Source organism: Xenorhabdus indica (assembly GCF_014467235.1).
GTDB classification, from domain to species: domain Bacteria; phylum Pseudomonadota; class Gammaproteobacteria; order Enterobacterales; family Enterobacteriaceae; genus Xenorhabdus; species Xenorhabdus indica.
Genome location: NZ_NKHP01000021.1, coordinates 13,581 through 38,429, shown reverse-complemented (window position 1 = coordinate 38,429; position 24,849 = coordinate 13,581). Strand labels below are relative to the sequence as shown.

Genomic DNA, 24,849 nt, shown 5'->3' with positions numbered 1-24,849 from the left:
ATTATTAATAAATTAAGTGCATAAAATGAAATAATTATTTTTTAATCAATATGTTACAATAAGCTACATTTTCACGTCTTATTTAAAGTGTGGCGTATTTTCATTGGGTATCTACCAAAAGGTAAGGATGGTATTTACATGTGTAAACAAGTCAACAAGGAGGCAAGTATGTCTGATAAATGGTACAAATATACGATAAGCGCAATAGATCATCGCTGGGAATTTCTGCCAACGGTAGAGGAAATTCTTACCAAATTGGTATCATCGGAAGATGATGAACAGGAATATGAAAATAAAACATTTCGCTCTCTCAGTAAATTTTTAGCCGACTGGGAAGAAGCCAGAGCAATAGCTGACTACTGGGAAGAAGTTTTTATCAAAGGGCCATGCGTTTTTTGTGTTCCGAATGATCTTACATTTAGCTACGGATTTGTCTGGAAACAACGTAGCAATGGGTTAACTTTTGTAATCAGCCCTGTGGAACTTCCTCACCTTAATGAGTTTGCGTATTAAAGGTAGTAGTAAAAATGAATTAGGCACATTATTCAATAATCAACCAAAACAAAGAATCATTATACCATTAACAAAAATAGATCTGGATAATTTGAAAAAAGACATTGAGTATTTAGTGGGTAATGAACTCTGATAACGTAATCAAGAGACAACTGTATGGCAGGGTTGTTTAATTACAATTGACTTTGAAAAAATGGAGACGAGTATAGAATTCAAATACAAAGACTAATCACCTGAAAGTGATCCCAATCCTGGTATTGGGATCTTGACTATTATTTGCTCTCAGTAAGTCAGATTATCTCAGCCAGTTTCTTTTGCTATATTGTGTTCCACAACATCAGTCCTTAATCCCCGAGCAATATCCATTTTTCTGGCCACCAACACCGCCGCTTCCAGTTCACTGCACTGATGCTCGCGCATTAACGCCCGCCGTTCGGCCTTTTCTTCTTTTTCAGTCATGCCCAGTGCCAGATAGAGACTCGGTGGTACGACCCGGAACAAGGCTTCGATTTTCTTCGCCAGCACCACGCCTTCGGTATAACAACGGGGAAGTTTACTGGCAGAGAGCAACACGGCTTTTTGTTCTTCGGTCAGTTTTTTGAAGCGGGCGATTTGTTCCACTTCATCGGGAGGCATAGTCAGGCACAGCCACCATTCCGCCATATTCAGCATTTTTTCAGCGGTATCCGGGTAGTCGGCGAGGTTTTGTGTGGCCAGCCACAGCCAGGCGCCCAGTTTGCGCCACATTTTCACCACCTTGGTCATATAGGGCGACAGCAGCGGGTTGGTGGTGGTGATATGGCCTTCGTCGATCACCAGTTGCAGTTCCCTGTCCTGATATTGATCCCGTTCCGCCAGATTATTGACGGTATTAATCAGTGACACCATCGCCAGTGCCATTTGTGCCGAATAGTTTTCCCGTGCCAGCGTACCCAAATCAATCAACGTGACATCCACTTCCGGCCAGGGCGTGCCGGGACGGTTAAACAATTCGCCTTCAAACCCCTGGGTAAACATCGACATGGCACCGGCCATTTCATCCGCGCGTGCCCGACGATGTGCCGTGATTAACGGCTGGCCGTGTTCATCCTGTTGATGGCTGCGGGCGATGGCATAGAGGGCATTCTGTAAGTCTGAGGCCACCATCTGGCGTCCCTCAGCATGGCTGGTGTGAGCCGCCATCATAATGGCTTCACGAATTAATCCCCGATCCGAACGGGTCAGGCGCTCTTCCTCTCTTTTCTCACCGCCGGTGATCATCAGCCGGGCAGCAATTTCCATCTCACCCAGAATATCGCGCTGTTCATCCCCGTCATCCTGCGATTCACCGGTATCCGGAATATCGGTTTCATTAATCCGTAATTGTTGGGGGCTGAGTTGCAGCAGTTGATGGGCATCAGCAAACAGCGCCAGACTGACGCCACAGCCCGGCTTGATACCGATTTTATTGACCGTCAGCCCCAGACTGGCGTAGTAATCGGCCAGTAAACCAAAGCTGTTCCCCGCTTCGACAATAAACAGGCGTGGCCGGTGTATCGCCATCAGTTGCACCAGGGAGGCGCACAGCGTGGCCGATTTACCTGCCCCGGTCGGACCAAACAGCAATAAGTGCGCATTCTGGGTGCGATCCTGTTTGTTCATCGGATCGAAGGTCAGCGGCGCACCACCGCGATTAAAAAAGCTGAATCCCGGATGCCCGGTGCCGGTTGAACGGCCGGTAACCGGCAATAACCCAGCCAGATGCTGTACCCAGGTCAGACGGCTGTACCAATGTTTCCTGTCCTTCTGTGGGTTAAAACACATGGGCAGGGCGCGTAAATAGGCATTCAGCGGGGAAACACTGAATTCCGGTCGGACAGGTTGTAATCCGGTCGTCAGCAGGGTTGACGATAACTGATGCACCCGCTGGTTCAGGTCAGTGACATCGTTGCCCCGTACCAGAAAGGTCAGCGCACTGCGGTACAGTTTATGCCGCCGTCCCAGCAGTTCCTTCACTGTCTGCACATCCTGCCGGACACGCGCCGATTCGGTATTTTCCCCCACCGCATTTTTTGCCAGCCGGGTAAAACTCTCTTCCAGCGTATCCTGTGCCTGCGCCACGATAGTCAGGGAAACTACGGTGCCTTCCGGCATCATATCCATCAGCGCATTGATATTGTCGCCTCGCTTCACTTCGCCCGTCAGCGTGCCCGGCTCCGGCGGGCGGCGCAGGCGTTCGACCGGAATGGCTTTATGTGGCAGGCCATCAAACCACCAGAGTCCGTTGTCGGGATCAGACACCGGGGGCGTAAACCACAGGCTTTCGGCAAAATCATTGTTAACCGGAAGATTGGGCGGTGCAGGTGTTTCATAACTTACCGTGCGGTAGAAATCGGCTTTTGCCATACCCCAGTCCGGGGCCGGATTAAAATGACGCAGCAACCAGCTGTGGATCTGCTCGCCATCTTGCCGGGTTGCCACAATACCGGCTGATGCCAGTGAGGAAACCAGTCGTGCACAGACCTGATTGAGTGCAGCAACGGAAGATAACGTCGGGTTGTTTGCCTGCGATTTGTGAGCAGGCAGCCAGCGATAGACGGCCATGCGCGTCTGGCGCTGCTGCCCCCGCCACGGTTGCCCGGTAATTAAGCTGTCGTGAAATATCCCCTCAGGCCGGGCAATGCTGTTCAGATGGCGTTCGGACTCGGCCAGAAAGGCCTCCGTAAACGCGGTACCTTGCGCCCAGGGTTTGACATAGTTCCGTAACGTGTTGAGATAACTGGCTGGATCATCCTCATCCTGACAAAAAAATTGTACTACCCACGGCGAAATATCGTCTTCCTCCAGACTGTCCTGGATCGCATCTTCCAGCTGATCCCGGATTTCAATCAGTCTCTCCATTGGACGCCCTTCGGTAGCAACAGGTTCGATGCGATAGACCGCACCCACGGAAATCCCGTCATCCAGCAACAGGCATTGCCCGTTTTCCAGATATTCTACCCAGGGCAGGTAGTCAATGATGGAGGGACTGGCCCGGTAAATCGCGGCTTCATCAGCTTCACGCAGCTTGCCGGGGCGGTGCAGCGGTTTGGGAATTTCCATCACAGGGCCTCCGTGCGTTCACCCGGCAGGGCGTACTGCACCTGCTGATAAAACGGGAACACCGTGCTGTAGCCCGGTATCGGCGTATTGCCGGCCGCCAGATGCGGAAAAACATACATCACCATATCGGGATTGGGGAGACGGGGAAACTGCCGGCTGATTTCCTGCGCAGCCGAACGGCTGTAATGACAGGGCTCTTCCAGTACCCGGCGCCGTTCGGTCCCGGTCAACGTTCTGCGCAATGCGTTTTTCGCCTGTACGACAGTGTGACCCGCTTTATTGCCCTGCCACATCGCCAGCACCGTCTGCTTTCCGGCAGGCAGCAACGTATCTTTCGAGGTTGAACAACCGGCCATCAGCCCTGACAGACACAACACGACAACAGCGTTTATTTTTCGCATAGCTGAATCTCCGTAATGCCAATGGCGGTAAAGGTGGCAAACTCAGGATGGACGGCCAGTTCCGATACCGTAAACGGCAGACGTTCCCACTGTTCAGGCTCAGCCTCGCTGTTGCCGGCCACCACGGATTGCCACTGTGTGTCTGACAGGCGAAAGACCGTAAAATCACCGTCACCCAGCGGTTGACACGCATTGCCGATGGCGAGGCAGAGCCGGGATGTTTTTTTATGGGCAGGCCGCCAGTAGAGCTGAACCGGTACAGGCTCAGTGTGTTGGGGGCGGTTAATTTGCAGGCAATAGGGTGGGCTGGCACTGAACAGCCATTGAAAGACAGGTTTTTCCATTAATCTAATGCGTCCTGATGATGATATTGGGTTGATTCACTAAAACCGTAATGCACTTTACGGCCTTTCGTTTCGTAATCCATCGCCAGACTTTGGGTGATATGTACCACAACACCGGCACCGGGCGGGACGTAGACCGCATCAAACGTCTGGCTGTAACGTTGTTTGAGCCATTCGGTGATGTCATTCATGCCACCGGCCAGGGCTTTTCCTAATGCCGCCTGTCCGGCATTGCCCGTTAAAGCGGAAGTGATGCCGCCCGCGCCATTGGTCTGGGCAGTACGCTGACTTTCGTTCAGGGCGTCCCCGGCCGAATTCATGGCTGAAAGGGCAAACAGCGTCGGCAGATAGGTGCTGGCATTGGATTTACGCTCACCGCTGATACAGGGAATGCCGTTTTCATCGGACAGCCAGCCGATACCCTGCTGATGTTGCCCTGTGCCCGGCAGGGTACGCACGGTGCCATCCTGAAACACAAAGGTGATGGAATTGACCTGTCCGCGCACACAGGAGAGGGTCCAGTCGCCACTGGCCGAGCCGGACACTACTGCCCCTTCCACTTCCGGCAGTTCGATGCCGTTGGCGGTCAGGTTGTCTTTGCCAATCAGAATCTTGAACGGGTAAGGGTCAGTGACTGTGCCATTGACCGGCACCCGGCCTAATAACGCGGTCATCGCCTGACTGCCGACCAGCGTGGCATTTTCCGGCAGGGTATAGACCGGTTTTTCGTTTTCTTCCTTAAGCGAGGCATTCGGTGAGGTATTTTGCTCCGTTGCCGGTGGTTCACTTAAAAAAGAAGTCGGGAATTTCGCGGCGGGTTGGCCGTAAGCCACGTTTTGGGTCTCAACCGGTTTTTCATCGGCAGGCGCCACCCAGATGAGTTCATCCTGCCCCCTGACTGGATTGGCCGCATACTGGCTCTCTGCCAGTCCCAGCCCAAGTGGCATCTGGTTGTTCTGAGCAGGCAACGGTGCTGAATTTAATCGTTCCGTCAGCAAATCAATCTGTACCAGCAATCCCTGCTGCTCATCCTGTAACTCGCGCCGGCGCTGTTCATTTTCCTGACGGATGGCGGCAACCGCTGCATCTATCTGGCTGGCAACATCATGGCTCTGGTTTCTTAACTGGTCATTTTCTTTCAGGATATCGGTATTCTGCTGGCTTAAGTGTTTCTGCTCTGCCCGTACTTTATTGAGGGCACCTGTCAGGGTGCGCAGGGTATCTTCCGGCGTATCGCCCCCGACACCCAGCGCCTGCAACTCTTCCGGTGACAGCGTGGCCAGCACATTATTCGCTGTCGTGCCGGGCGCGGCACTTTCCGTTGAGCTGCAACTTTTGATGCCAATAAACCCGCCGATAAGTAATACCGTCGGCACCAGTATTTTCACCAGACTGTTGGATTTAATCTGCATCGCGGCCTCCCGGTTTCACCGATACCGGCTCAGGGATAAAGGCATTATCCGGCTGCCCTTTTGTGACAAGGTACAACACCGTCGTATCCTCCGGTGTTCCCGTTTCACCCAGCCAACGATGCTGGAACGTGGCGGCCACAAACTGCCCCTGTAAGGCTCGTGGGTCGAGGGTGATTTTTCGTTGGGTGGGATTGCGCAGCTTCAGTGCCACGACAGTGTGATTGTGCAGTCTCCAGCCTGCCAGCGGCGTAATCGCAATCGGCTCTGACGGGTAAAGCGTCGTGATGGACGAGGACAAATGCAGATTCACCGGTTGGATGCCTGTCACCGGCTCGACGGTACGCAACGGGGCATACAGTTGCTGCGCGGCATAACGGGTTAAGGCGACCGGAACGGGCACCAATAATTTGGTGTTGTTCAACTGTTGCGATTTATCAGTCGGAAGGGGTTGTTTTTCATCCGGGTAAACAATACGCACGGGTTCCGTTGCGCCCGTTTTACTCGCGGTGATATCCAGTAAAATGATTTCGCCGTTTTCGCTGTCCTGCAATTGCAGGCGGGTCTGTGGGAAGGCGCTGCTGGCTTTCAGGTACACCGCCCCGCCGGCACTTTGTACCCGCAATTTATCACTGAGTGACGGCGGCAAACCAATACGGACATTCCGGTCAGCAAAAATAATGCGTTCCTGCCCCACTTTGAGTGAGAGGGATAATGGAATACGTTCCCATTTCATCAGTTCATCAGCCTGTGTGCCGACGCTGAACAATAACAAACTGCCCCATCCCAGCCAGCGGCCAAATGACACTCTGCTCATTGAAATACGCCTTTTTTCTCTTCCTGTGGTTGTGGCATGGCTTCCAGCCGCTGGGGCATGCCGTCGTAACAATCCAATGCCAGCCCGAAGGGATTACGTTCGGCATCGCCTGCCCAGCGCACCACTTTCAGCGGATAACGCACCAGTGCCCGTTTGACCGGTTCAGCGTGGTAATATTCATCGGCCACCAAATCCAGCCGGACTACCCAGTTATCCCGGTCACGTACCGTCACACTGCGCGTCCCATAGCCCCGGCCGGGAATTTCATACACCACCCGCACCCGGTCAAGCAGCTCGCCACTGTCGGCACGGGTTCTGGCATCTTCCCGTAAAAAATCCTGACAGGCCGGCGTCAGATAAGGGGAAAGCGCATAAATTTTGGCCGGATAGTCCTGTGCCCCGTTTTTCGGCCAGGCATTCAGTTGCTGGAAAATATAAAAGGCAAAGCTGTAGACGCTGGGCGCAGGCACTTCCCACCACGGGCGTGTGCTGCCAGTGCGTAAGTCCGGAGGATGATGGATGGTGAGATTGCGCGGTGAAGCCATCCAGCCCAGCAGGCTCAGCAGCAGCACCCCCACCAAAATCCCACAGGCGATCCGCAGGGTCAGAATATGCTGATCCCGGTTTTTGACTGCATGACGAAACTGGCTCATCGCGCTCTCCTGCTTCGGCGCAACGACCAGCCCCGGGCGGCAATAATCCATGCCGGATCACCGAGACCCAGCCGGCGTTTTTTCTCTTCCAGCTTCAGCCAGATATAATTTTCCGGCTTGCCACGCTTGAGGTGAGCAAGCCAACGCCCGCCAAAGCTAATCAGTAACAAGGGCATAATCAGCATCCCGGTCGGAAGTATGACCCAATCGGCTAACGGGAGCAGGGGAAGACTGACGGCCAGCCCGAGCGCGATCCCGGCCAGTGCGGCCAGTCCCATCTCAGGGGTGGTGAACCCGCGAAACACCACCGGTTCGGCGTTTAAACGGTCAGGTAAGAAAGCGATCGTCTGCATGGTGACGGCCTTAAAAGATAATACTGGCCGATTTCGACAGCAGCCAAATCACGGCAACCAGCAACACCACGCCGACCACGACGATGGCGCCAAACTGGGTCCAGGTCGATTTGCCATCCCGCACTTCGGAAAAGGTTTCGACGGCGGCCGAGGCCACTTTAAAAAAAGCCACAGCGGAAAGAATGAGTCCGCCGATGACAATACCATCCTGCGCGTACCCTTTCGCCTGTCCCAGCAATCCGCCCCCGCCACCACTTTTTGGCGGTTCGATAGCCGGTAAATCAGCCCAGGCGGATTCACAGGAAAGGCCGAATAACAGTATGAACGTACTGACCCGTGTTATCAGGCTTGTGCTGATACGCCGGCAGACGGTAAAAATGTGCTTCATATTGACTCTGTTCCTTTTCATTATGTTCGCTGCATTAACTGGCAAACATCCAGACAGCCACGACCAGTAATACCGCGGTTCGAAGGGCAAACTGGCTGAGGGTCTGATTACGCACTTTTTCATTCGCCCAGCCATGCCAGACATCCACCGCGGCCCAGGCCGCCCAGAAAAACAAGGTGGCCAGGAAAAAACCGACGCACACCAGATACAGAAAAGTGATATCAAAGTGCCCGGAGGCCACTTCAAAGGCATTGCGTTGTGCGTCAGTCATTGCGGGTTTTCCTGACGGTAATGTCCGGATAACGGGCCGGATTCATGGGGCTGGTCGCGGGAAGGCGTGAGATAGTGATCGATACCGGCTTTGATGGTGTTGAGATCAGCCTGGATGCGCTGATAATCAAAGTCATAACGCGGGTGTTTTGAGGTATCAGACTGATTTTCTGCGATGCTGGCGCGTTCCAGTGCCATTTGCACCTGCTCAATCAGACGCTTTGCACTGGCCAGTTCGTCTTTTTCGTCCGCCTGAGCCAGCGGCATACACCACACAGCCAGTCCCAGCAGGCAGGCAGAACAGGATATTGAAAAGCCACCGCGCATAAACACTCACCTTATGATGGGTTCCAAAATACCAAGGATGCAGCGTTTTTTACCTGCGATCAGCAATAAACTCTTTATGCTTTGGTAAAAATTAGCTAAATAGTCTGACTAACGTATTTAGCCAAGACTTAACCATGAAGAATAAAGGAAGTAATATGCTGCGGATTGATTTAAATGTCCCCGATGAAGAACACGAGAAGGCACGCAAATTGGGCGCACACTGGGATGCAGCCGCCCAAATCTGGTATATCGACGACAGTTTTGACCCGACCCCGTTTATGAACTGGTTACCATTCTACAATGTGCATGCGGCCTTTTGGTATCTCGCCCAAACCCGGACGCTGTGCCCACAGTGCCATGAACACACCACCGTCACCGCATTTATGTTGCCTTCCGGGCATAAAATGCTGGAAACGGATGATGACGATGAAGAAGATGACGACGAAAACAACGCTGAAGTTGACTACTCAGAGCAGGACAGCCCGGCGTTTCCCTTTTATGTCGCCGACATTCCCACCACCGTGCGCAATGTATTATCTGGCTTTCACCACACTTTGCGCAAAACAGTGGGGCGGCGAATACGCCGAACGCACTGGATAAACCACTGCGAACATTGTGGTGCACAACAGGATGATGCGGACATGTTTGCAGAGGTCGGCGGGGCGTTTTTTCCTTCCTCCAGAAAGGAAGCCGCCGCCATTCAGCTTCATCGTATCGACGAGCCTTTTATGGGCTATTGTCAGGATATCTCGCACCAGCGTTTTCATATTGATATGGAAAATACGGTGCTGAGCGCAAGCAAGGGCGCCTATACTGCCGGAGATTGGTTTGAATGGATGACGCAGGTAGTGAATGCGCCATCAAAATATCAGCATTAACCGGGAAGACTGACGCGCCGCTGTGCGGCTTGTCTGCTGACGATGGAAGACAAAACAAAAACCCGTTTTGCATTCCATCGTCCAGCCATTTAAATGTATTTTTTAAACATCGCAGTCGTGATCATCACCGCCATACCCAGTAATAATGCCGCTGGCAACAATATCATCGTGGGATACACCCCATCCGGCCAGGATAAATACAACACACAGGGAACAGTGCAGGCCGGTTTAATCCCCCGTTTGGCATGATGATAAACAAAACTGGATTCATACCCCGCCCCGTAACGCCGTAAGTCCCGCCGCCCTAATCCATCAACCAGCGCAACCAAAACCACCATCAGAAACAACGGAACGGATAACATCAGGACCGCCAGCCGGATCAGCGTCACCATCGTGATAAACACCGCAGCCAGACAATATTCCCGCAAATAACCTGATACCCTCTGCAATACCGCATTGAATTCACGCAGAAAATCATTGCGGCTATTGAGCTGATATTGGTGTTGCCCCTGTATCCAGGGCATAAAACCGCTGTCCACAAAAATCCATTGATACGCCTGTACCAGCCCGTCTGAGATCGTTTGTGCGGGATTTGACAACAACAGACTCCGGGTAAACTCCGTGGATAAAAATTGCAGCTCCGTTTTCATCATCGTCTGGCTGTGAGCGGCACCCTGTTCCGGCCAGAAAAAGGTCATCCCGACATATTCCAGTAACAGACTGAATAGCCACGACATGACAACAAATCCAATGAGTTGCCACGGCCATTCCCATAATACACGATACAACAGGCTATGCTTGCGAGGCGGTTGGGAAGCCGGGCGGGATTGATTTTCTGACTGAGTCATGACGTGAAATTACCCTTTCTCTTCCCACCAGTTTTCACGGGTACGGTAATGCCGTCGCATCTGCTCAGCGATGTTCTGCAAACTCGCCGGCATCAGGGTATCATCGTCATCGCCGGTGGGCAGAGGCATACGAATTTTCCACAACTGCCCGCCTTCCAATAATGCAAACGCCTGCCCTTTCGGCAGGTTAATCATCTCAGCCGGCGTCACCAGCGGCGTTTTAACCGTGCCGACCCTGTCCTGTGTAGACGAGGTGAAATCCTGCCCCTGCTCGATATCGGCAATATCCGAGTGCCCTGAGACCAGCGTTTTGCTGTAGATTTCCACTTCCGGCAACTGGCTGGTGAGCAGTTCTGCCGTGCGATTATCCCGTACCCGCAGCATAATCAGGGTATTAAAGTTGCCTATCACCTGCGCCGTTTTGGCCGGGCTGCCGATACGGGCTTCAATATCCGAGGAGGTCTGGGTATAGGCGGTGACCTGCATACCGGCGCCCCCGCCTTTATTAATCAGCGGGATAAATTCATCCCCCATCAGTTCATTGAATTCGTCACAATGCAGGTTAATCGCCAATTTCCCGTCATGGCGAACCGGCAACCCTGCATTCATACCGTATTTATAAATCTGCCCGGCCACACTGACCAAATCCGCAAACATGCTGTTGCCCACCGCCGAAGCCACATCACTGTCAGACAGTGCATCCAGCCCGATATAAACAATCCCGTTCTTGCGGATCACCTGTTCCCAGTCGAAAATGGGGCGTAAATCGGCCATATTGAGATAATCCGGGGATAACAGCTCTGAGATTTTTCCTGTGGTCAGTTTTTCCAGCAGGGGCAGTAGTGAGGCGACAATTTTATCAAAATAAGTACGGTCATAACGCACGGCAGAGCGTAACCCATCCAGAATAGGGTCATAGAGCTGTTTACCAGCCTCAGAACTGAGCGTCATTTCCATTGCCCAGAGCCGGAGCGCATCCGGCTGCCCCTGCATATTGCGCGGAATATCTTTTTCTTTCAGCTTGCCGAGGATGTGATTGATTTGTTCCAGCAGCACAGGCTGCCTGTCTGCCATCACTTTGGTCGCATAGAGCTGATACAGTTCGCTGATATTATTGACGTAACGCGTGATAAGCGTGTAATCCGGCCGATGCCCCAGTGCCACCAACGCACGGGCGACAATATTGACGAACCGCCAGGCAAACTCCCGGAACGCGGCACTATTCCCTTCCCCACTCAATTGCCCCGCCAGACGGGAAGCGACTTCAGAGACCCGGCCAAACCGCCCGACCGCATTGTAACGCGCTGAGATTTCCGGCCAGCCCAGATGAAAGAGGGACAGTTCACTGCCACGTCCGGCCCGGTGCGCTTCTGCCCAGATGCGCCTTAACAGGTCGGCATCCCCTTTGGGATCGAAGACAATCACCACCTCACCCCGCCGGATATCCTGCGTTATCAACAATTCAGCCAGCCGGGTTTTTCCCACACGAGTCGTTCCCATTACCAGCGTATGCCCCACCCGCTCGCGCAAATCCATAAACACCTCCGCTTCCTGTGGCTCAATACCGTGGATCATGGGATTGCCGCCAACCGGTGGCAGTGGTCGCACCGGATTGAACGGGGAATCGTTGCGTAACAAGGCCGACAATTCCGGCCAACGGTATTCCGTTCGGTGCTCCAGTAAACGGGCAAGCTGATATATCTGAGACGGCTGCACAAATTGCTCAACTTCCGGCCGCCGCGTATCCTGCAAACGCTGGGTATGCTTCTGCTGCCAGCGAAAGCCCCGACCCAGAAACAAACGTTGATGACTGACGGGAATGTGTTTTGTGCTCATCTGATAACGCGGCAAGCGACGCAGGTTTCGGCGATAGCGGAGGACCTGAATACCCTGCCACATGCGTATTATCGCTAATACCGCAAAACCGCCTGCCATGACATAACTGACTGAGGGGGCCAGTGCGATAGCCCAGGGTGCCCGGATGCAGACAAACGCAGCAACGGCTGAGACCACCGCAGTATTCAGCTCGACGGCAGGACGTAACAGGGCTTCAACAACATAACGGCGGCCCATGGTGATAACTACTGAGAGAGCGCAGTTTCGGTGATTAACACCGGATAATGTCGCAGTTGCAAACGGCGAGCCAATTCCGAACCGGAAGCCGGCGATAACAAGACATCCGGCGCTAATGCCCGCAGTGACTGTAAGCCTGCCATTTCACTGACATTGACGACCAGTCCAACAGCGTGCAGTGTCTTCAGTCGTGTTGTATTCTGGCTTAACCACCGACGTGAATCAGCGTCATCACCAATCAGAAATAACGCACCCATGCCCGGCAATTGCAGTGAGCGGTTGACCACTTTTCCCGGTGTCAGTTCCGGTGTGTTAACCGGCAGCATGGCCGCTTCCCCCGTCACTTCTGACAAGAAATGGTATGATTGTGCAGAACGATGATCCGGCTGGGCATTAATGCTTTCATAAAAGAGCGAGGCATCTTTACCACCCAAATCAGCAATCACGTTCAGTTCGGCATGGCAGGGAGTCATCCATAACAGGCCGATAATGGGGAATACGCTCACCCGTTTCATTGTAATGACGTGACCTGCCATCCCTGTTCCCCCTGCCGCAATAATACCGGCATCAGTCCCTTACCAAACCGGAACCAGTATCCTGCATCATGATTCAGCGTGATGTGTCGGTTACGGACCTGTTCAAGGGGAATGTGATGCGTTTTAGCCCACTGCCGTAAGATGTCATCATTACGTTGACTGTCGACCAGATAGATATCCACCGGCTGCTTTGCCGCCAGGACTTCAGTCAAGCGGGTGTCACATTGCGGGCAATCTTTGGCTCTGACAAACAGCGCCAGCCGACCGTTTGCTTCATGCGATTTTTCCATATTGACCGGCAAAACATCCGGAAACAGCCGCTGCCAGGCCGCATCCACTTCCCGCTGGAAACGCAGCTCTTTTTCGGTGCGGGCAAACTCTGACTTAACCCACTGTTCAGCATAACGGCGGCGCTCGACATCGCTTTCGGCTTCAATACCTAATGTTGTTAACGGGTCAAGTCCCGGTGATTGGATCCCCCGAGGCCCGTTCATCAGGTGCTGATAACGCTGATATTCACCGGCACTTAACTGCCACTGTTCAGCCTGACTTTTCAGGGCGTGCTGCTGGCTTTCTGCCGATTGTGTCTGCTGTGAAGCTAACGGTGTCGGTGTAGCTGCCCAGACCGAATTGCTCAGCAGTAACCACATCAATAGACCGGATCGGTGCGATGTCATCAACGCTCTCCTTCCTGCTGGGCTTGTTTAGCCGGAGCCGGGTGCTGATAACCCTGTCGCAAATGGTGACACACCACACGCAGCACCTCATCCACTTCCAGTTGCCAGGCCGGACCTGCCATCACCTGCAACGCAGTGCGTAACCTGACAGGGCCTAACTGAGCGTGCACTGACGGCAGCGGCTGACGATATAAGATGGCATTGGTTTTTTCCGGCGTACATAACGAGTAGCCCGATTGACGCAATGCATAACGCATCGCATCGGCAACCGTGGGATTCTGGGACACGGGGAGCTGAATATCCATCAGCTGGGAAAGTGGATCACGCTGTGTTTCTGTCGGGTCGGTACCCACCAGTAAATAACGCCCGTAGCGGATAACTTCAGGCATTGGCTGATAAATATCCGGTGAAACAGATTGAATGTTTCGTGTCAGCGTGACAGAAGAAGAGCCATTTGGGGAAGGCTGAGGTAGCGGTTGTTTTACTGGAACAGTACATCCCATCAGTATGACTGCAATTAAGCTGATTAACACATTTATTTTCATGCCAAATAGGTTCCTGCTCAGTCGTAAAATAATCCTGACTATGCAAGGAACCCTGTGATGTATTCAATGAACAACTCAACTGTGTTTGCTGAAAATAAAAATGCTGAAACAAAAAAGAATGGATAGCCTCTGAATAGGTATTATCACATTTTACATGATTATATCAGCGCGTTATTCAGCCTCTGGCTGGCTTTCATCAACCGGCTGACGTATTTTTCGTTCAATAAAATTGCCGTAATCATCGAAATAACGGCTGGGCCAGATTTCAGCGGGTTCCATTCCCAGACGGGTGGCGATGATAAGTTCTCCTTTGGGCCATGAGCGGGATAGAGTATTTGCCAGAGTGGAAGAACTGAGTCCCGATTCGCGGGATAAAGCTGCGAGTGTCGTACCACGTTTGCGTAATGCACAAATAATTTCGGCTGGGTGCCAGTCTTGGTGAGTGTGAGTCATACCTGCTTCCCCTTCTGTTAATTATTGATGGTGGCGATTCAAAACAGGGATTCTCAGGTACCGGAAGTTCTCAACCGGCGAGACGTTAGTCTCCCCCGCCTGAACCGCCATTGAAGGGGCGATAGCAGACACACTGGTAGAAACATCCTACCAGTGGAGAACTTATGAGGCCTGAGATTCCTCACTACCGGATTTTGCCGATAGCATTTTTACTTTAACTGATTGAGTTATCTAATTCAATAATCGAATGTGTAAGTATAATCAGTAAAATTAAGTGATTAGTTACCCGTTAGTTCATCATCATCTCCCACAATAAGTCTAACCACCAAAAGGTACGCTTCAGAGAATAGTGCGTCAGCTATCAGCGGGTTATGTTAACATTGAAGACAACTGTGTTGATGCATGATTGAATCAAGCGTTACCCCCTTGTCTGATACTGAATTAAAGCATTTCAAAGGAGGCGATATGACAACATCTTTAGACAAGCTCACGATTAAAGGGTTTAAATCAATCCATGAGCTGAGTGAATTTGAACTTAAAAACTTAAACGTGATTGTTGGTGCTAACGGCGCCGGTAAAAGTAATTTGATCTCCTTTTTTAAAATGCTGCGGGCATTAATAGACGGTACATTAAATCGCTATGTCCGCGATAATGGTGGCGCTGGTGATTTACTCTTTAATGGCAATAAGGTCACGCAGAAAATGGAGTTTGAAACACGCTTCGGGGAAAGAGGATTTCGCTTTAAATTAGTCCCCACGCCAGCAGATAGCTGTGCAATTGAAGATGAAGCCCGTTATTACGCAAAAGGTATTGCCGGATGGTGGTCATTGGGAGATAGCGATGATGGCAGATCCAGAATGGTCGCTGAAATCGAGAATAATTCCTCTGATGCACCGTATTCAAAACCGGTCTATGATGCCATCGCTTCCTGGCAGATTTACCATTTTCACGATACCAGTGCGACAGCGGGAATGCGAAAATATGAAATTATTCAGGATAACAAAACGTTACGTACAGATGCTTCTAACATTGGCGCATTCTTATTAAAACTCAAAAATGAGGCGCCAAATGAGTACAAATCGATTGTAAATGCCATCAGGTTAGTCACCCCGTTCTTTGATAACTTCATTCTGGAACCGCGTCAAAGTGGTTTAAAGGAAGAAGTGAACATCAGCTGGACGCAAAAAGGCTCAGATTATCCGATGCAGCCTTATCATTTATCCGATGGTTCAATACGCTTTATTTGTCTGGCAACGGCATTATTACAACCCAATCCGCCATCGACGATTATTATTGATGAACCTGAGCTGGGCTTACATCCTGCGGCCATTGTTATCCTTGCCGAGTTGATTCAACTGGCGGCTCAGCGTACTCAGGTCATTATCGCCACTCAATCCCCTATTTTAATCGATCAATTCTCTGCTGAAGATATTGTCATCGTGAATCGTAAAAAGGGCGCTTCACGTTTTGAGCGTTTAAATGAAGACGATTTTTCTCAATGGCTCGACAACTATTCTCTGGGTGAATTATGGGCTAAAAACGTCATTGCCGGAGGGCCGACTTATGAGTAATTACATCGAAGTCATGGCCATCGTGGAAGGTAAGACAGAACAGATATTTGTTGAAAAGATACTTCAACCTTATCTGGCTGAGAAAATGATTTTCATCTCTGCGACACAAGTTTCTAAACCCGGACAAAAAGGCGGGGATGTGCGTTTTTCAAGAGTCAAGAAAGACATTGAGATGCATCTGAAACAACGTCCAGATACCTATGTCACCACCTTTATTGATTATTATGGCACCCATGAATGGCCGGGATTAGAAACGTTAAATAGACAGTGGGAACCAAAGAAAATCGCTGAACATCTGCATCGGTCAACACAGAATGAAATTCACCAGTTACTATCCGCACAGAGAGCCGATGAACGTTTTATTCCCTACATCGTGATGCATGAATTTGAAGCTTTACTCTTTAGTGACAAAGAGATACTCGCCAATGAGTTAAATATCCATGTACAAGAGGTAGAGCAGGTACTTCGAGAATGCGGAGAACCGGAATCGATTAATAATAGCCCACAAACGGCACCTTCAAAGCGATTGGAAAAATGGTCGGCAAATGGAACATTTGGCAAAACGACAACAGGGATAGCGATTGCCGAGAAAACAGGCATTCCTAAGATGAGAGAAAAATGCCCGTTATTCAATGAGTGGCTATGTAGGCTTGAAATATTAATGACCGTTTAAATGTGTGCGTAGAATTTAGCATCGATTGACTTACCCAATATTAGCAATAAGCCCTGTGTCACAGGGCAATAGGTTAAACCACATCGTAGAGTAGGCCTCAAGTTTGATGTCATCTCCCCAGCGGCCCCTCGTCAAACCGTGCGTGCGGTTTTCCCGCACACGGCTTTCCGACTGTCTTCTTCCTGCTGCATTACGACGTTACAAGGCGAGCATACCGACTGACTTCGTTTCCGTTTATCGACAGACTATACAACTTAAATAACCCGTGATACTTGTAGAACCAGCTCGGCGGATGGTCCCTCCATCCTTTAGTTCGCTTCTTGTGCTTCTTCCTCAACATAATACAGAGTGTCCATATCGTGTAATTTGCGATGCTTTTGAAATGCATCCGGGAGTTGCACGTCTTGAAATAATTACCCCACCCTCTAAGGATTGGGTTTATTTCTGTTCTGATTAGCTCCGGAAGATCCCGATGCTGACCTTTTCGTGTCACTTCACGAATCTTTCGCTTTACTCTTTTCATCGCTTCTGGTGAGGGGTAGTAATAGGTTCTCAATTTTCCATCCCTTTTGGACGGCTGCACTGCAAACCTGTGCCCCAGAAAGTCAAACGGTGACTTTATTGCATGAACGACTTTCGTCTTTTCGGTATTTAGCGTCAATCCAAGCCGATCAAGTACCTTACAGGCTTGAGCCAGATAAAACCTCGGTGCTTTCTTACACAAAATGACAAAGTCATCGGCATAACGAACAAGATGAGCGCCATGCTCACGCTGATTGAATCCCTCTTTTTCCCAGATATGATCCAGCCAGTGCAGGTAAAGATTAGCCAGTAGTGGAGATATCACGCCTCCTTGTGGAGTTCCTGCTATCCCCGCTTTCAGGTTTCCCTCTTCCATTACTCCAGCTTTCAGCCACATTTCAATCAGTTTCACAACTGAGCGATCTATGACTCTGGTTCTCACCGATAACAATAATTTATCATGGGGGATAGTGTCAAAATAAGACTTCAAATCAGCATCTACCACCCAGTAACATTTAAAATTTAGCCACTTATAGATTTCTCTCAGCGCCTGCTGCGCATTTCTGCGAGGCCGAAAGCCATATGAAAAATCTTTAAAACTCGCTTCGAAAAGCGGTTCTATGACTATCTTTACTGCTGCCTGAACTACACGATCTTCAATAACAGGTATGCCCAGTGGTCTTTCCTTTCCATCCGGTTTAGGAATGTAAACCCTACGCACCGGTTGAGGAGAGTACTTCTTTTGAACTAGCTTCTTCTGGATGTCTTGCAGAAAGTTACCTACACCAATTTCAGTTTCAATCTTATCGATTGTTAACCTGTCAATTCCTGAAGAACCTTTATTGGCTTTAACCTGCGTCCATGCCATAACAAGCACACGACCACTACATACCTTGTCATACAGAACACCAAATTTACGTTTTGGATCCGCCTTGGCTGCCAGGTATAGCTTGCGTTGCAGTACTCGTACCTTTTCAAATGCCGTGTTTAGAGCTTTCGCAATCACGTAGTACCTCCTGTAACAACAGGCATGACAGAAGTAGAGGTCCTTCCCTACGGTAAGGTTATGTTGTCCCTACCATCAACAGTACTATGACCTCCTCCGACTCCTCTATCCTGCATCTCTCAGAATTTCAGCGGTTACCTTATATCTTTGATTACGCAGTGGGTTAGACTACGACAGGTAGAGGTCTCGTTCGTTCCACTCAGTGCTATACATGCATCCCATCCTCAATACCCCGGATCCCTGTCATGACTTCATATGGTTGTTAATCCATCATGATTCACTGGCCTTCGCCCCCATTCTAAAGGCTCGGCAGGATCACCCTACACCACACTCTCCCAGCATAACTGTATGGCTGAAATTTACGAGGCTTGTTCAGGTTCACTTGCGTTACGGGCTGCATACTTGCGCGCACCCACAGTCTGGGTCAGGGATCACGTTTATCCGGCGTTGCTCCCGTGTTTCAGTCACCATCCACACGTACGCCATAGCTACGCAGTCAAATCAACCAACTACTGCGGCAGGACTTTCACCTGCAAGACACTGAGCAGCTTAGCGAACCGCTCAAAATGGGATCTCATCAGACCAATCTGGTTCTTCTTTCTCCTCTTCCGGTAAAGGCGAAAGTTGTGCCATTTGTGTTGGTTTCCTCTCCTTTTTAATCGGTTGAGAAAGTTGTGTTTTTTGTGCTGACTTAGCCTGTTGAACAGAAACCTGTTTTGCATCGCCACGACTTCCCAGCATCTGCATCGTGCCATTCACATTGACCACCACTTCGGTTGAATAGCGATCCTGTCCTTGTTGGTCCTGCCACTTGCGGGTTTGTAACTGGCCTTCAATGTAAACCTGAGTCCCTTTTTGCAGGTACTCCGCCGCGATTTCCGCTAATTTGCCGAAGATCACCACCCGGTGCCATTCGGTTTTTTCCCGAGTTTCGCCGGTTTGTTTATCCCGCCAACTGTCTGACGTCGCCAGAGACAATGTTGTCACCGTGCCGCCCGTTGGCAGGTAACGGATTTCCGGATCTTGCCCCAGATGCCCCAGTAAAATGACCTTGTTTACTCCACGTGAAGACATACCCATTTCCTTTCTGTTACGATGACTGACGTTGTGTCCATTGCCCCTGCTTCAGGGCAAACTCCGCCTGTTCACGGTAAGCAAAATATTCTACGGATTCACGGGAGCAGGGTTCACCCTCATCCATCGTGCCAATATAAAATCCTGCACGGGTTTGCAACACCGTTAACGGTAATTGCTTATGACAATATTGCAGTGCCAGAATTCCAATGGGTGTGATACTCATGCCTGTACCCTATTGTATTTGTTAGAAAAGAGACTGCCCTGAAAACATTCAGGGCAAGTCAGTGGAGTAAAATGAATATCAGAATGAATTTTCTGCATATTCAGTTTGCGCAACACCGTTTTGTGGCGGCGTCGAATCGGATTGTTCGGCCTGATAGACCTTGTCCTGACCGATTTTAATCCAGTCAACTTTAATCAGGCGGGCTTTCAGGCTGACGCGCTGTTCACCGGCATGATCCCCGCGTTTCAGGGTAAAAATATCGGTGGACGGGTTGCTTAAGGTGAAGCCCAGCAACACTTTTTTGTCCTCATCCACCGATTTCTGGCAACGGGCAATCAGACTGGTCGCCTCCTTGCCGACCACAGTAATATCAAAACGCACATAGACCGGATTATCACTCGGGCCATTTAACGCATTGATCACGCAGCTCAGGAACGTACCATTGGCAGTGCTGACATGGCGGATATTATTCAAATAGCCGAGTCCCTTAATATTCAGATTGAAATAGTCATTTTTGGTTAACGAAGTTGTGTTCTCAGACATACGATGTTCTCCATGGAGGTAACAATAAGGAATGACGGAGAAAACCCTACTCCCTAACGGGAATGGTTTTTCCCGCCGGGCGTCAGACATATACGTTGCTGACGTTCTGATAAAGAATAATGAACCTTCATTGCCGTTGGATCGGCAATATCTGCTTTCAAAGGTGAGCAGATGTACCGCAGTCACGCGCTCCCTTTCAGGCTACGGGAGTTTTACAGCCACCCAAAGGCGATCGTTGCAGGCTCACCGATCATTTAAGAAACAGGTTGATTCTTAAAGCATCCGGTCTGAACGTCAATCAACAATCAGATCTTCAAACTTTCTGATTTGCCCGCCTGACCTTGCGCGATTGTGTGACCGCTTTGTCATTCAGCATCCCTTTACAGGCCGGGTAGTTCACACAGCCCCAGAATAGCGAAGTTTTTCCCTGCCGCTGCCGCATCCGGCTGCCACAGTTCGGGCAGGCCGGGGTTTTCGGCAACGTCAGATGAAGGGGTTGTGCCTTGCCGCGCTCGACTAAATGCAAAATCCACTGCGCCTGTTTTTGCATAAAAACCGCCAGCGATGCTTTGCCCTGCGCAATATCCTCCAGCGACTGCTCCCATAACGCCGTCATGCCCGGACTGGTCAGTACCTCCGGCAACCCGGCAATCAGTTCCTGTGCCAGTGGCGTTGACTGAATCGCTTTCTTTTTCCGTTCAATCAGCTGGCGTTTAAACAAGGTGTCCAGAATGCCGGCACGGGTCGCTTCCGTGCCTAACCCGGCACTCTCACGCAAGACCTGCTTTAATTGCAGATCACTGACCAGACTGGCGGCGTTTTTCATCGCGGCAATCAGCGTACCTTCAGTAAACGGTGTCGGCGGTTTGGTGTGGAGTGGCTGAATTTTTACCTCAATAATCTGACAGCGATCACCCTGATTAAGGGGCGGTAACGATAAATCAGCTTCCTGCTCTTCTTCCTTCTCATGCTCTCCCGTTCCATCTGCAAACAGCGCTTTCCAGCCCGTAACCACATTAACCCGACCTTTTACCCGGAATAATTGCCCGCCGATCTCCAGTGTTACCTCAGTCACATCGGTTTCCTGAGCAGGAAGAAACTGCGCCAGATAGTACTGACGGATAAGCTGATAAACCTTTAGCTCATCGGTCGTTAACCGGGTGATATCAAAGATGTGACGCGTGGGAATAATGGCATGGTGTGCCGTAATTTTTTTGTCATTCCAGATGCGGGAAACACGTTGTTTATCCAACTGGCCAATAATGGTATCCATAGCCGGGTCGGTTCGCGCCAGTGCTGTCAGCACGGCAGGAATATCTGCCTGCATGGACACAGGCAGATAGCCGCAATCCGTGCGCGGGTAAGTCGTGGCTTTATGGGTTTCATACAGAGACTGGGCAATCGCCAGCACCTGGCTCGCCCCCATGCCCCAGTGACGGGAGGCGGTCTGCTGCAACGTACCTAAATCAAAACACAGCGGGGGCGGGGTTTTCTCCCGTTTTTTGCTGGTTTCCATCACGGTGGCGTGTGTTGCCTGCTGACAACGTTGCTGCACGCCCTGCGCCACGGCCTCCCGGATACAGCGGTTCTCATCATCACAATCATTTTCTGAAGGCAACCATTTAGCCTGAAAGCGGACAGTGTCTTTTTCCAGCTTCGCCAGAACCTGCCAGTACGGTTTTGGCACAAACTGATTGATGGCCTTATCCCGGTTCACCACCAGTGCCAGTGTCGGAGTCTGCACCCGCCCGATGGACAACACCTCACCAAAGCCCAGTGCCTGTGCTTTCAGGGTATACAGTCGGGTCAGGTTGATGCCCGTCAGCCAGTCGGCCCGTGCCCGCCCCAGTCCGGCCTGATAGAGTGCTGCCGTTTGCTCACCCGGCAATATCGCAGCCAGCGCCTGCCGGATGCTGGTTTCATCCAGGGCCGACAGCCACAGCCGCCTGACCGTGCCGGTGAAACGGCAATATTCCAGCAACTCACGGGCAATCACTTCGCCTTCACGGTCGGCATCGGTGGCAATAATCACCTCATCCACCTGTTTCAATAACTGCCGGATAACGGCAAATTGGTCAGCGGTCTCTTTTTTTACCGACCATTGCCATTGAGCGGGCAGCACCGGCAATACCTCCATGCGCCACGGCGGAGCAAACTGCTCGCCATACTGTTCGGGCGCGGCTATCTCCAGTAAATGCCCGATGGCCCAGGTGACAATGATACGGGCACTGAAGAGAAATCCCTGCCCGCGCTGTCTTACCCCCAGGACTTTGGCAATGTCTTTGGCCTGAGAGGGCTTTTCACACAGATAAAGCTGCATCGCATCCCCTCCATTAATTTGGTTCAACCGAACGTAAAGGTGAAGAGAAAACCGAACGCAACTTGCCTGACAAAATATCGGGATGGGGTTCACCCAGCAGTTTAATCGCCTCAAGCCCGGCCGGCGTTTTTTCCGCAATATCATGCCGGGTGACCGCCAGTGAACGGTAGGAACGTACCATGCCGTAAATCTGACGAATGGCACGGCTGCCATTGTGCAGAAAGGCATCACGCTCTGCCCGTGAAATCAGCCCATAATGGAAAACCTGAAACGTTTTCATGGCGAGCTGGTCATAGCCAACCAGCAGCCAGACACAGCGATAGCCTAACGGAGAATGACTGTAAACCCCGATATTCAGCGGTTCGACAGAGGAAACGGCGGATAAGGTGATCTGTGGTGGGACGGCATTCAGGGTATCCTGCAAAATAGCCAGATTCTGCCTGAGACTGGCCGATGCGCCTTCCAACGCCTGTTCCAGCTTCACCAGCCAGACATCGGCATACGGATTATCCGCTGCGGAATCCACACTGATGTTGGCTGCACGTTTAATCACCTGCGGCATTCCGAGGATCTCCGTAACCTGATGTGTCTTGCTGATGTCTTCCCGTCGGCGTCCCGCCCAGAGCCGGATCGCATAGTGGGTATGTAATTCAATCGATAACGAGGATGTTAAGACACCGGCGCGTAAACGCGGCTGAGATGCGGTTTTTTCTTCTGCATCAGACATGCACAAAAACTCCTGTTTGGCCTTGATAAGTCAGTCAAACTATTAAGGCAAAGGAGGCGGTGACTCAATGGATAACCAGTTATGGAACAAGAGGAAAAATCGACGGGATTGACTTGAGGTTAAAATAGATTATTTTTCAGGCAATGCTGGCACTGCCAGCATTGTATGATATTCATGCAACAATAAAAACAGAAGCGTCATACGACCTGATTTGATCGAAACATCATCGGGAATGAAGAAAAAGCAAAGTGCCATCCTGGCCAGGCTGTCGTTCCACAGGAAGTCTGCTCATGGTAAAAAGACGATTTTTTAGTCAGTGCTGGCAGTGCCAGCAGCGGGCGTTTTTTAATCAATAACATCGCGGTGATATTTTGCCAGCGTCAGCTTTTGACGGATGTCTTTCACTATGTTGCGGACATGGGCTTGTGAGGAAGGTGAAGCAGGACGCTCAACATGTTGGGTGAATTCAACTGGCTTCTTCGCAGCGGCAGGCGCGGTAACAACGGTTTCAGGTTGTCCATATAATTTTCCCTCCCGTGCCCGTTTCATCATCGCCAGCAGCCAGCCGACCGGATTGCCGATTTTTCCGGCCTGTAACGCCTTATCCAGACAATTCAGCACGGTCTGCGCCTGTTCATCAGGCAACGCCTGCAGCTGGTAGTTCAGCATCGTCACCGCTTCCGGCTCCAGTTGTCGGCAAAGTCCCTCTGGCAGAAAAAGAGCGGACTGCGGGTCTACGTATGTTTTTTTATTCACACCCTGTGTGAAAGAACGTACATAACGGTTCGGTTTAACGGGATCACTATAACACGTTGATTTAAGACTGAGTTCGGATACCGAATTCAGCACAGTGTGTTCCTTTTGCTGACTCAGTTCGGTTTCCGAACCCGGCTTTATATGACTGAGTTCGGTTAGCTGTTTTCCTTGTTGAAAGTTCTGGCGCATCACCCTTTGCTGCGGGGTCTGCACGGCATTCAGCCGTTCTTCCAGCAAACGGATATGGCTGTGACGATGGCGCATCAGCGGATCGTCTTTGATATCGGTCAGGACATCCCAGGCAGTCTGACTGATGGTGCGGTTTTTACTGCGACAGGCTTCCGCCACCGTATCCAGCCAGTGGGGATCGAGAATTTCGGCATCACGGCAGGTCAGCGGCTCATCGTGCTGCGCATAGATATTGCCCCGCACCCGTCCGTGTTCATCCCGGATACGCTTGCACAAACTCAGCCAGCCGGTGATTCGCAGCATCAGTAATACCCGGCTGACCGTTTCACGGGAGGCTTTACCTTTATAAGGCGAGGCCAGCAGTACCTGCAATTCGTCATAACTGGGGAAAACCGCCCCTTCATTTTGCTGCGCGTACAGGCGGATCATCATCCAGCCCGTTTTATCCAGCGGCGACAAACGATCATCCAGCAACAGACGGCGGGGATAGGCATCATGAATGTTGCCCATAAACAGCAGACCACTGCGCAGTTGTGAAACGTCATCGTCTGCGCGTTGTGCCAGACGCACTTTCATTTTGGCAACAGTGTGTGCAATTATGCTGTCTGCGGACAGGTTTATCATGATCCCTCTTCTCCGGCGTTAACCTGTAAAAATAATGTCAGGGCTGCACCC

At 51.0% G+C, this 24,849-nt stretch carries 27 protein-coding genes; 4 read left to right on the top strand and 23 right to left on the bottom strand.

Annotated features, from left to right (window positions below; translation table 11 throughout):
• Window positions 1–168 precede the first annotated feature (168 nt).
• Window positions 169–513 (top strand): hypothetical protein, encoded by a 345-nt coding sequence (locus tag Xind_RS15055; protein ID WP_187650392.1) that lies wholly within the window; start codon window positions 169–171, stop codon window positions 511–513.
• 300 nt (window positions 514–813) lie between these two features.
• Here the strand turns inward: Xind_RS15055 and Xind_RS15050 are convergent, their stop codons facing one another.
• From Xind_RS15050 to Xind_RS15005, 10 genes are read right to left on the bottom strand one after another with little or no spacing between them, the layout of a single operon-like run.
• A complete protein-coding gene (locus Xind_RS15050) occupies window positions 814–3,594 on the bottom strand; it encodes a conjugative transfer ATPase (RefSeq protein ID WP_187650391.1) in 2,781 nt (926 codons plus the stop codon).
• Window positions 3,594–3,995: a TIGR03751 family conjugal transfer lipoprotein gene (locus Xind_RS15045; RefSeq protein WP_187650390.1), complete on the bottom strand. Its 402-nt coding sequence runs from the start codon at window positions 3,993–3,995 to the stop codon at window positions 3,594–3,596. The genes Xind_RS15050 and Xind_RS15045 overlap by 1 nt, the downstream gene beginning before the upstream one ends.
• Window positions 3,983–4,339 carry a hypothetical protein gene (locus Xind_RS15040; RefSeq protein WP_187650389.1) on the bottom strand — a complete coding sequence of 119 codons (357 nt, stop codon included), beginning with the start codon at window positions 4,337–4,339 and terminating at the stop codon, window positions 3,983–3,985. Before Xind_RS15040 ends, Xind_RS15045 begins: the two co-directional genes overlap by 13 nt.
• Window positions 4,339–5,751, bottom strand: a complete 1,413-nt coding sequence (locus Xind_RS15035; protein ID WP_187650388.1) for a TIGR03752 family integrating conjugative element protein — start codon at window positions 5,749–5,751, stop codon at window positions 4,339–4,341. The genes Xind_RS15040 and Xind_RS15035 overlap by 1 nt, the downstream gene beginning before the upstream one ends.
• A complete protein-coding gene (locus Xind_RS15030; RefSeq protein ID WP_187650387.1) occupies window positions 5,741–6,565 on the bottom strand; it encodes a TIGR03749 family integrating conjugative element protein in 825 nt (274 codons plus the stop codon). Before Xind_RS15030 ends, Xind_RS15035 begins: the two co-directional genes overlap by 11 nt.
• Window positions 6,562–7,218, bottom strand: a complete 657-nt coding sequence (locus tag Xind_RS15025; protein ID WP_187650386.1) for a PFL_4703 family integrating conjugative element protein — start codon at window positions 7,216–7,218, stop codon at window positions 6,562–6,564. The genes Xind_RS15030 and Xind_RS15025 overlap by 4 nt, the downstream gene beginning before the upstream one ends.
• On the bottom strand, window positions 7,215–7,571 hold the full coding sequence (locus Xind_RS15020; protein ID WP_047684765.1) for a TIGR03750 family conjugal transfer protein: 357 nt from the start codon (window positions 7,569–7,571) through the stop codon (window positions 7,215–7,217). Before Xind_RS15020 ends, Xind_RS15025 begins: the two co-directional genes overlap by 4 nt.
• Window positions 7,572–7,581: 10 nt before the next feature.
• Window positions 7,582–7,959 carry a TIGR03745 family integrating conjugative element membrane protein gene (locus Xind_RS15015; protein ID WP_187650385.1) on the bottom strand — a complete coding sequence of 126 codons (378 nt, stop codon included), beginning with the start codon at window positions 7,957–7,959 and terminating at the stop codon, window positions 7,582–7,584.
• Between the two features lie 34 nt (window positions 7,960–7,993).
• Window positions 7,994–8,230: a TIGR03758 family integrating conjugative element protein gene (locus tag Xind_RS15010; protein WP_047684760.1), complete on the bottom strand. Its 237-nt coding sequence runs from the start codon at window positions 8,228–8,230 to the stop codon at window positions 7,994–7,996.
• Window positions 8,227–8,556, bottom strand: a complete 330-nt coding sequence (locus Xind_RS15005; protein WP_187650384.1) for an integrative conjugative element protein, RAQPRD family — start codon at window positions 8,554–8,556, stop codon at window positions 8,227–8,229. Before Xind_RS15005 ends, Xind_RS15010 begins: the two co-directional genes overlap by 4 nt.
• 155 nt (window positions 8,557–8,711) lie before the next feature.
• Here Xind_RS15005 and Xind_RS15000 point away from each other — a divergent pair, with 155 nt between their 5' ends.
• Window positions 8,712–9,434: a DUF5710 domain-containing protein gene (locus Xind_RS15000; protein ID WP_187650383.1), complete on the top strand. Its 723-nt coding sequence runs from the start codon at window positions 8,712–8,714 to the stop codon at window positions 9,432–9,434.
• Between the two features lie 89 nt (window positions 9,435–9,523).
• Here Xind_RS15000 and Xind_RS14995 read toward each other — a convergent pair whose 3' ends face one another.
• From Xind_RS14995 to Xind_RS14970, 6 genes are all read right to left on the bottom strand, one after another.
• On the bottom strand, window positions 9,524–10,282 hold the full coding sequence (locus Xind_RS14995) for a TIGR03747 family integrating conjugative element membrane protein (protein ID WP_187650382.1): 759 nt from the start codon (window positions 10,280–10,282) through the stop codon (window positions 9,524–9,526).
• A 9-nt stretch (window positions 10,283–10,291) separates the two neighbouring features.
• Entirely contained in the window at window positions 10,292–12,355 is a 2,064-nt protein-coding gene (gene traD, locus Xind_RS14990) for a type IV conjugative transfer system coupling protein TraD (protein WP_187650381.1), read from the bottom strand.
• 8 nt (window positions 12,356–12,363) lie between these two features.
• A complete protein-coding gene (locus Xind_RS14985) occupies window positions 12,364–12,891 on the bottom strand; it encodes an integrating conjugative element protein (RefSeq protein ID WP_187650380.1) in 528 nt (175 codons plus the stop codon).
• Window positions 12,867–13,568: a TIGR03759 family integrating conjugative element protein gene (locus Xind_RS14980; protein WP_187650379.1), complete on the bottom strand. Its 702-nt coding sequence runs from the start codon at window positions 13,566–13,568 to the stop codon at window positions 12,867–12,869. The genes Xind_RS14985 and Xind_RS14980 overlap by 25 nt, the downstream gene beginning before the upstream one ends.
• Window positions 13,568–14,113 (bottom strand): PFGI-1 class ICE element type IV pilus protein PilL2, encoded by a 546-nt coding sequence (gene pilL2 / locus Xind_RS14975; RefSeq protein WP_187650378.1) that lies wholly within the window; start codon window positions 14,111–14,113, stop codon window positions 13,568–13,570. Before pilL2 ends, Xind_RS14980 begins: the two co-directional genes overlap by 1 nt.
• 171 nt (window positions 14,114–14,284) lie before the next feature.
• Window positions 14,285–14,566: a helix-turn-helix domain-containing protein gene (locus tag Xind_RS14970; RefSeq protein ID WP_187650377.1), complete on the bottom strand. Its 282-nt coding sequence runs from the start codon at window positions 14,564–14,566 to the stop codon at window positions 14,285–14,287.
• 465 nt (window positions 14,567–15,031) lie between these two features.
• Between Xind_RS14970 and Xind_RS14965 the strand changes: the two genes are divergently transcribed.
• Together Xind_RS14965 and Xind_RS14960 are read left to right on the top strand one after the other, a co-directional pair.
• Window positions 15,032–16,138, top strand: a complete 1,107-nt coding sequence (locus tag Xind_RS14965; RefSeq protein ID WP_187650376.1) for an AAA family ATPase — start codon at window positions 15,032–15,034, stop codon at window positions 16,136–16,138.
• On the top strand, window positions 16,131–16,811 hold the full coding sequence (locus Xind_RS14960) for a DUF4276 family protein (RefSeq protein ID WP_047678811.1): 681 nt from the start codon (window positions 16,131–16,133) through the stop codon (window positions 16,809–16,811). The genes Xind_RS14965 and Xind_RS14960 overlap by 8 nt, the downstream gene beginning before the upstream one ends.
• 190 nt (window positions 16,812–17,001) lie before the next feature.
• On the opposite strand, the gene ltrA is transcribed toward Xind_RS14960, so the two are convergent.
• From ltrA to Xind_RS14925, 7 genes are all read right to left on the bottom strand, one after another.
• Window positions 17,002–18,339: a group II intron reverse transcriptase/maturase gene (gene ltrA / locus Xind_RS14955; protein ID WP_187650375.1), complete on the bottom strand. Its 1,338-nt coding sequence runs from the start codon at window positions 18,337–18,339 to the stop codon at window positions 17,002–17,004.
• Window positions 18,340–18,900: 561 nt separating this feature from the next.
• Window positions 18,901–19,413 (bottom strand): single-stranded DNA-binding protein, encoded by a 513-nt coding sequence (ssb, locus tag Xind_RS14950; protein ID WP_187650374.1) that lies wholly within the window; start codon window positions 19,411–19,413, stop codon window positions 18,901–18,903.
• A gap of 16 nt (window positions 19,414–19,429) precedes the next feature.
• Window positions 19,430–19,639, bottom strand: coding sequence for a hypothetical protein (locus Xind_RS14945; RefSeq protein WP_187650373.1), 210 nt, complete (start codon window positions 19,637–19,639; stop codon window positions 19,430–19,432).
• Window positions 19,640–19,717: 78 nt separating this feature from the next.
• Window positions 19,718–20,182, bottom strand: coding sequence for an STY4534 family ICE replication protein (locus Xind_RS14940; protein ID WP_187650411.1), 465 nt, complete (start codon window positions 20,180–20,182; stop codon window positions 19,718–19,720).
• Window positions 20,183–20,495: 313 nt separating this feature from the next.
• Window positions 20,496–22,502 carry a DNA topoisomerase III gene (locus Xind_RS14935; RefSeq protein ID WP_187650372.1) on the bottom strand — a complete coding sequence of 669 codons (2,007 nt, stop codon included), beginning with the start codon at window positions 22,500–22,502 and terminating at the stop codon, window positions 20,496–20,498.
• Between the two features lie 13 nt (window positions 22,503–22,515).
• Complete coding sequence (locus tag Xind_RS14930) at window positions 22,516–23,229, bottom strand: PFL_4669 family integrating conjugative element protein (RefSeq protein ID WP_187650371.1); 714 nt, start codon at window positions 23,227–23,229, stop codon at window positions 22,516–22,518.
• 345 nt (window positions 23,230–23,574) lie between these two features.
• Entirely contained in the window at window positions 23,575–24,798 is a 1,224-nt protein-coding gene (locus Xind_RS14925) for an STY4528 family pathogenicity island replication protein (protein WP_187650370.1), read from the bottom strand.
• Between the last annotated feature and the right edge of the window lie 51 nt (window positions 24,799–24,849).

What these genes read in the sequence shown, in the direction of transcription:
- Xind_RS14930 (WP_187650371.1), bottom strand. Translation starts at nt 23,229, where the DNA reads ATGTCTGATGCAGAAGAAAAAACCGCATCTCAGCCGCGTTTACGCGCC.
- Xind_RS14940 (WP_187650411.1), bottom strand. Translation starts at nt 20,182, where the DNA reads ATGTCTGAGAACACAACTTCGTTAACCAAAAATGACTATTTCAATCTG.
- Xind_RS15035 (WP_187650388.1), bottom strand. Translation starts at nt 5,751, where the DNA reads ATGCAGATTAAATCCAACAGTCTGGTGAAAATACTGGTGCCGACGGTA.
- Xind_RS15030 (WP_187650387.1), bottom strand. Translation starts at nt 6,565, where the DNA reads ATGAGCAGAGTGTCATTTGGCCGCTGGCTGGGATGGGGCAGTTTGTTA.
- Xind_RS15045 (WP_187650390.1), bottom strand. Translation starts at nt 3,995, where the DNA reads ATGCGAAAAATAAACGCTGTTGTCGTGTTGTGTCTGTCAGGGCTGATG.
- Xind_RS15015 (WP_187650385.1), bottom strand. Translation starts at nt 7,959, where the DNA reads ATGAAGCACATTTTTACCGTCTGCCGGCGTATCAGCACAAGCCTGATA.
- Xind_RS14960 (WP_047678811.1), top strand. Translation starts at nt 16,131, where the DNA reads ATGAGTAATTACATCGAAGTCATGGCCATCGTGGAAGGTAAGACAGAA.
- Xind_RS14925 (WP_187650370.1), bottom strand. Translation starts at nt 24,798, where the DNA reads ATGATAAACCTGTCCGCAGACAGCATAATTGCACACACTGTTGCCAAA.
- Xind_RS14980 (WP_187650379.1), bottom strand. Translation starts at nt 13,568, where the DNA reads ATGACATCGCACCGATCCGGTCTATTGATGTGGTTACTGCTGAGCAAT.
- Xind_RS14965 (WP_187650376.1), top strand. Translation starts at nt 15,032, where the DNA reads ATGACAACATCTTTAGACAAGCTCACGATTAAAGGGTTTAAATCAATC.
- Xind_RS15000 (WP_187650383.1), top strand. Translation starts at nt 8,712, where the DNA reads ATGCTGCGGATTGATTTAAATGTCCCCGATGAAGAACACGAGAAGGCA.
- Xind_RS15010 (WP_047684760.1), bottom strand. Translation starts at nt 8,230, where the DNA reads ATGACTGACGCACAACGCAATGCCTTTGAAGTGGCCTCCGGGCACTTT.
- Xind_RS14970 (WP_187650377.1), bottom strand. Translation starts at nt 14,566, where the DNA reads ATGACTCACACTCACCAAGACTGGCACCCAGCCGAAATTATTTGTGCA.
- Xind_RS15005 (WP_187650384.1), bottom strand. Translation starts at nt 8,556, where the DNA reads ATGCGCGGTGGCTTTTCAATATCCTGTTCTGCCTGCCTGCTGGGACTG.
- traD (WP_187650381.1), bottom strand. Translation starts at nt 12,355, where the DNA reads ATGGGCCGCCGTTATGTTGTTGAAGCCCTGTTACGTCCTGCCGTCGAG.
- Xind_RS14985 (WP_187650380.1), bottom strand. Translation starts at nt 12,891, where the DNA reads ATGGCAGGTCACGTCATTACAATGAAACGGGTGAGCGTATTCCCCATT.
- Xind_RS15040 (WP_187650389.1), bottom strand. Translation starts at nt 4,339, where the DNA reads ATGGAAAAACCTGTCTTTCAATGGCTGTTCAGTGCCAGCCCACCCTAT.
- Xind_RS15020 (WP_047684765.1), bottom strand. Translation starts at nt 7,571, where the DNA reads ATGCAGACGATCGCTTTCTTACCTGACCGTTTAAACGCCGAACCGGTG.
- Xind_RS15055 (WP_187650392.1), top strand. Translation starts at nt 169, where the DNA reads ATGTCTGATAAATGGTACAAATATACGATAAGCGCAATAGATCATCGC.
- Xind_RS15050 (WP_187650391.1), bottom strand. Translation starts at nt 3,594, where the DNA reads ATGGAAATTCCCAAACCGCTGCACCGCCCCGGCAAGCTGCGTGAAGCT.
- pilL2 (WP_187650378.1), bottom strand. Translation starts at nt 14,113, where the DNA reads ATGAAAATAAATGTGTTAATCAGCTTAATTGCAGTCATACTGATGGGA.
- Xind_RS14995 (WP_187650382.1), bottom strand. Translation starts at nt 10,282, where the DNA reads ATGACTCAGTCAGAAAATCAATCCCGCCCGGCTTCCCAACCGCCTCGC.
- Xind_RS14935 (WP_187650372.1), bottom strand. Translation starts at nt 22,502, where the DNA reads ATGCAGCTTTATCTGTGTGAAAAGCCCTCTCAGGCCAAAGACATTGCC.
- Xind_RS15025 (WP_187650386.1), bottom strand. Translation starts at nt 7,218, where the DNA reads ATGAGCCAGTTTCGTCATGCAGTCAAAAACCGGGATCAGCATATTCTG.
- ssb (WP_187650374.1), bottom strand. Translation starts at nt 19,413, where the DNA reads ATGTCTTCACGTGGAGTAAACAAGGTCATTTTACTGGGGCATCTGGGG.
- Xind_RS14945 (WP_187650373.1), bottom strand. Translation starts at nt 19,639, where the DNA reads ATGAGTATCACACCCATTGGAATTCTGGCACTGCAATATTGTCATAAG.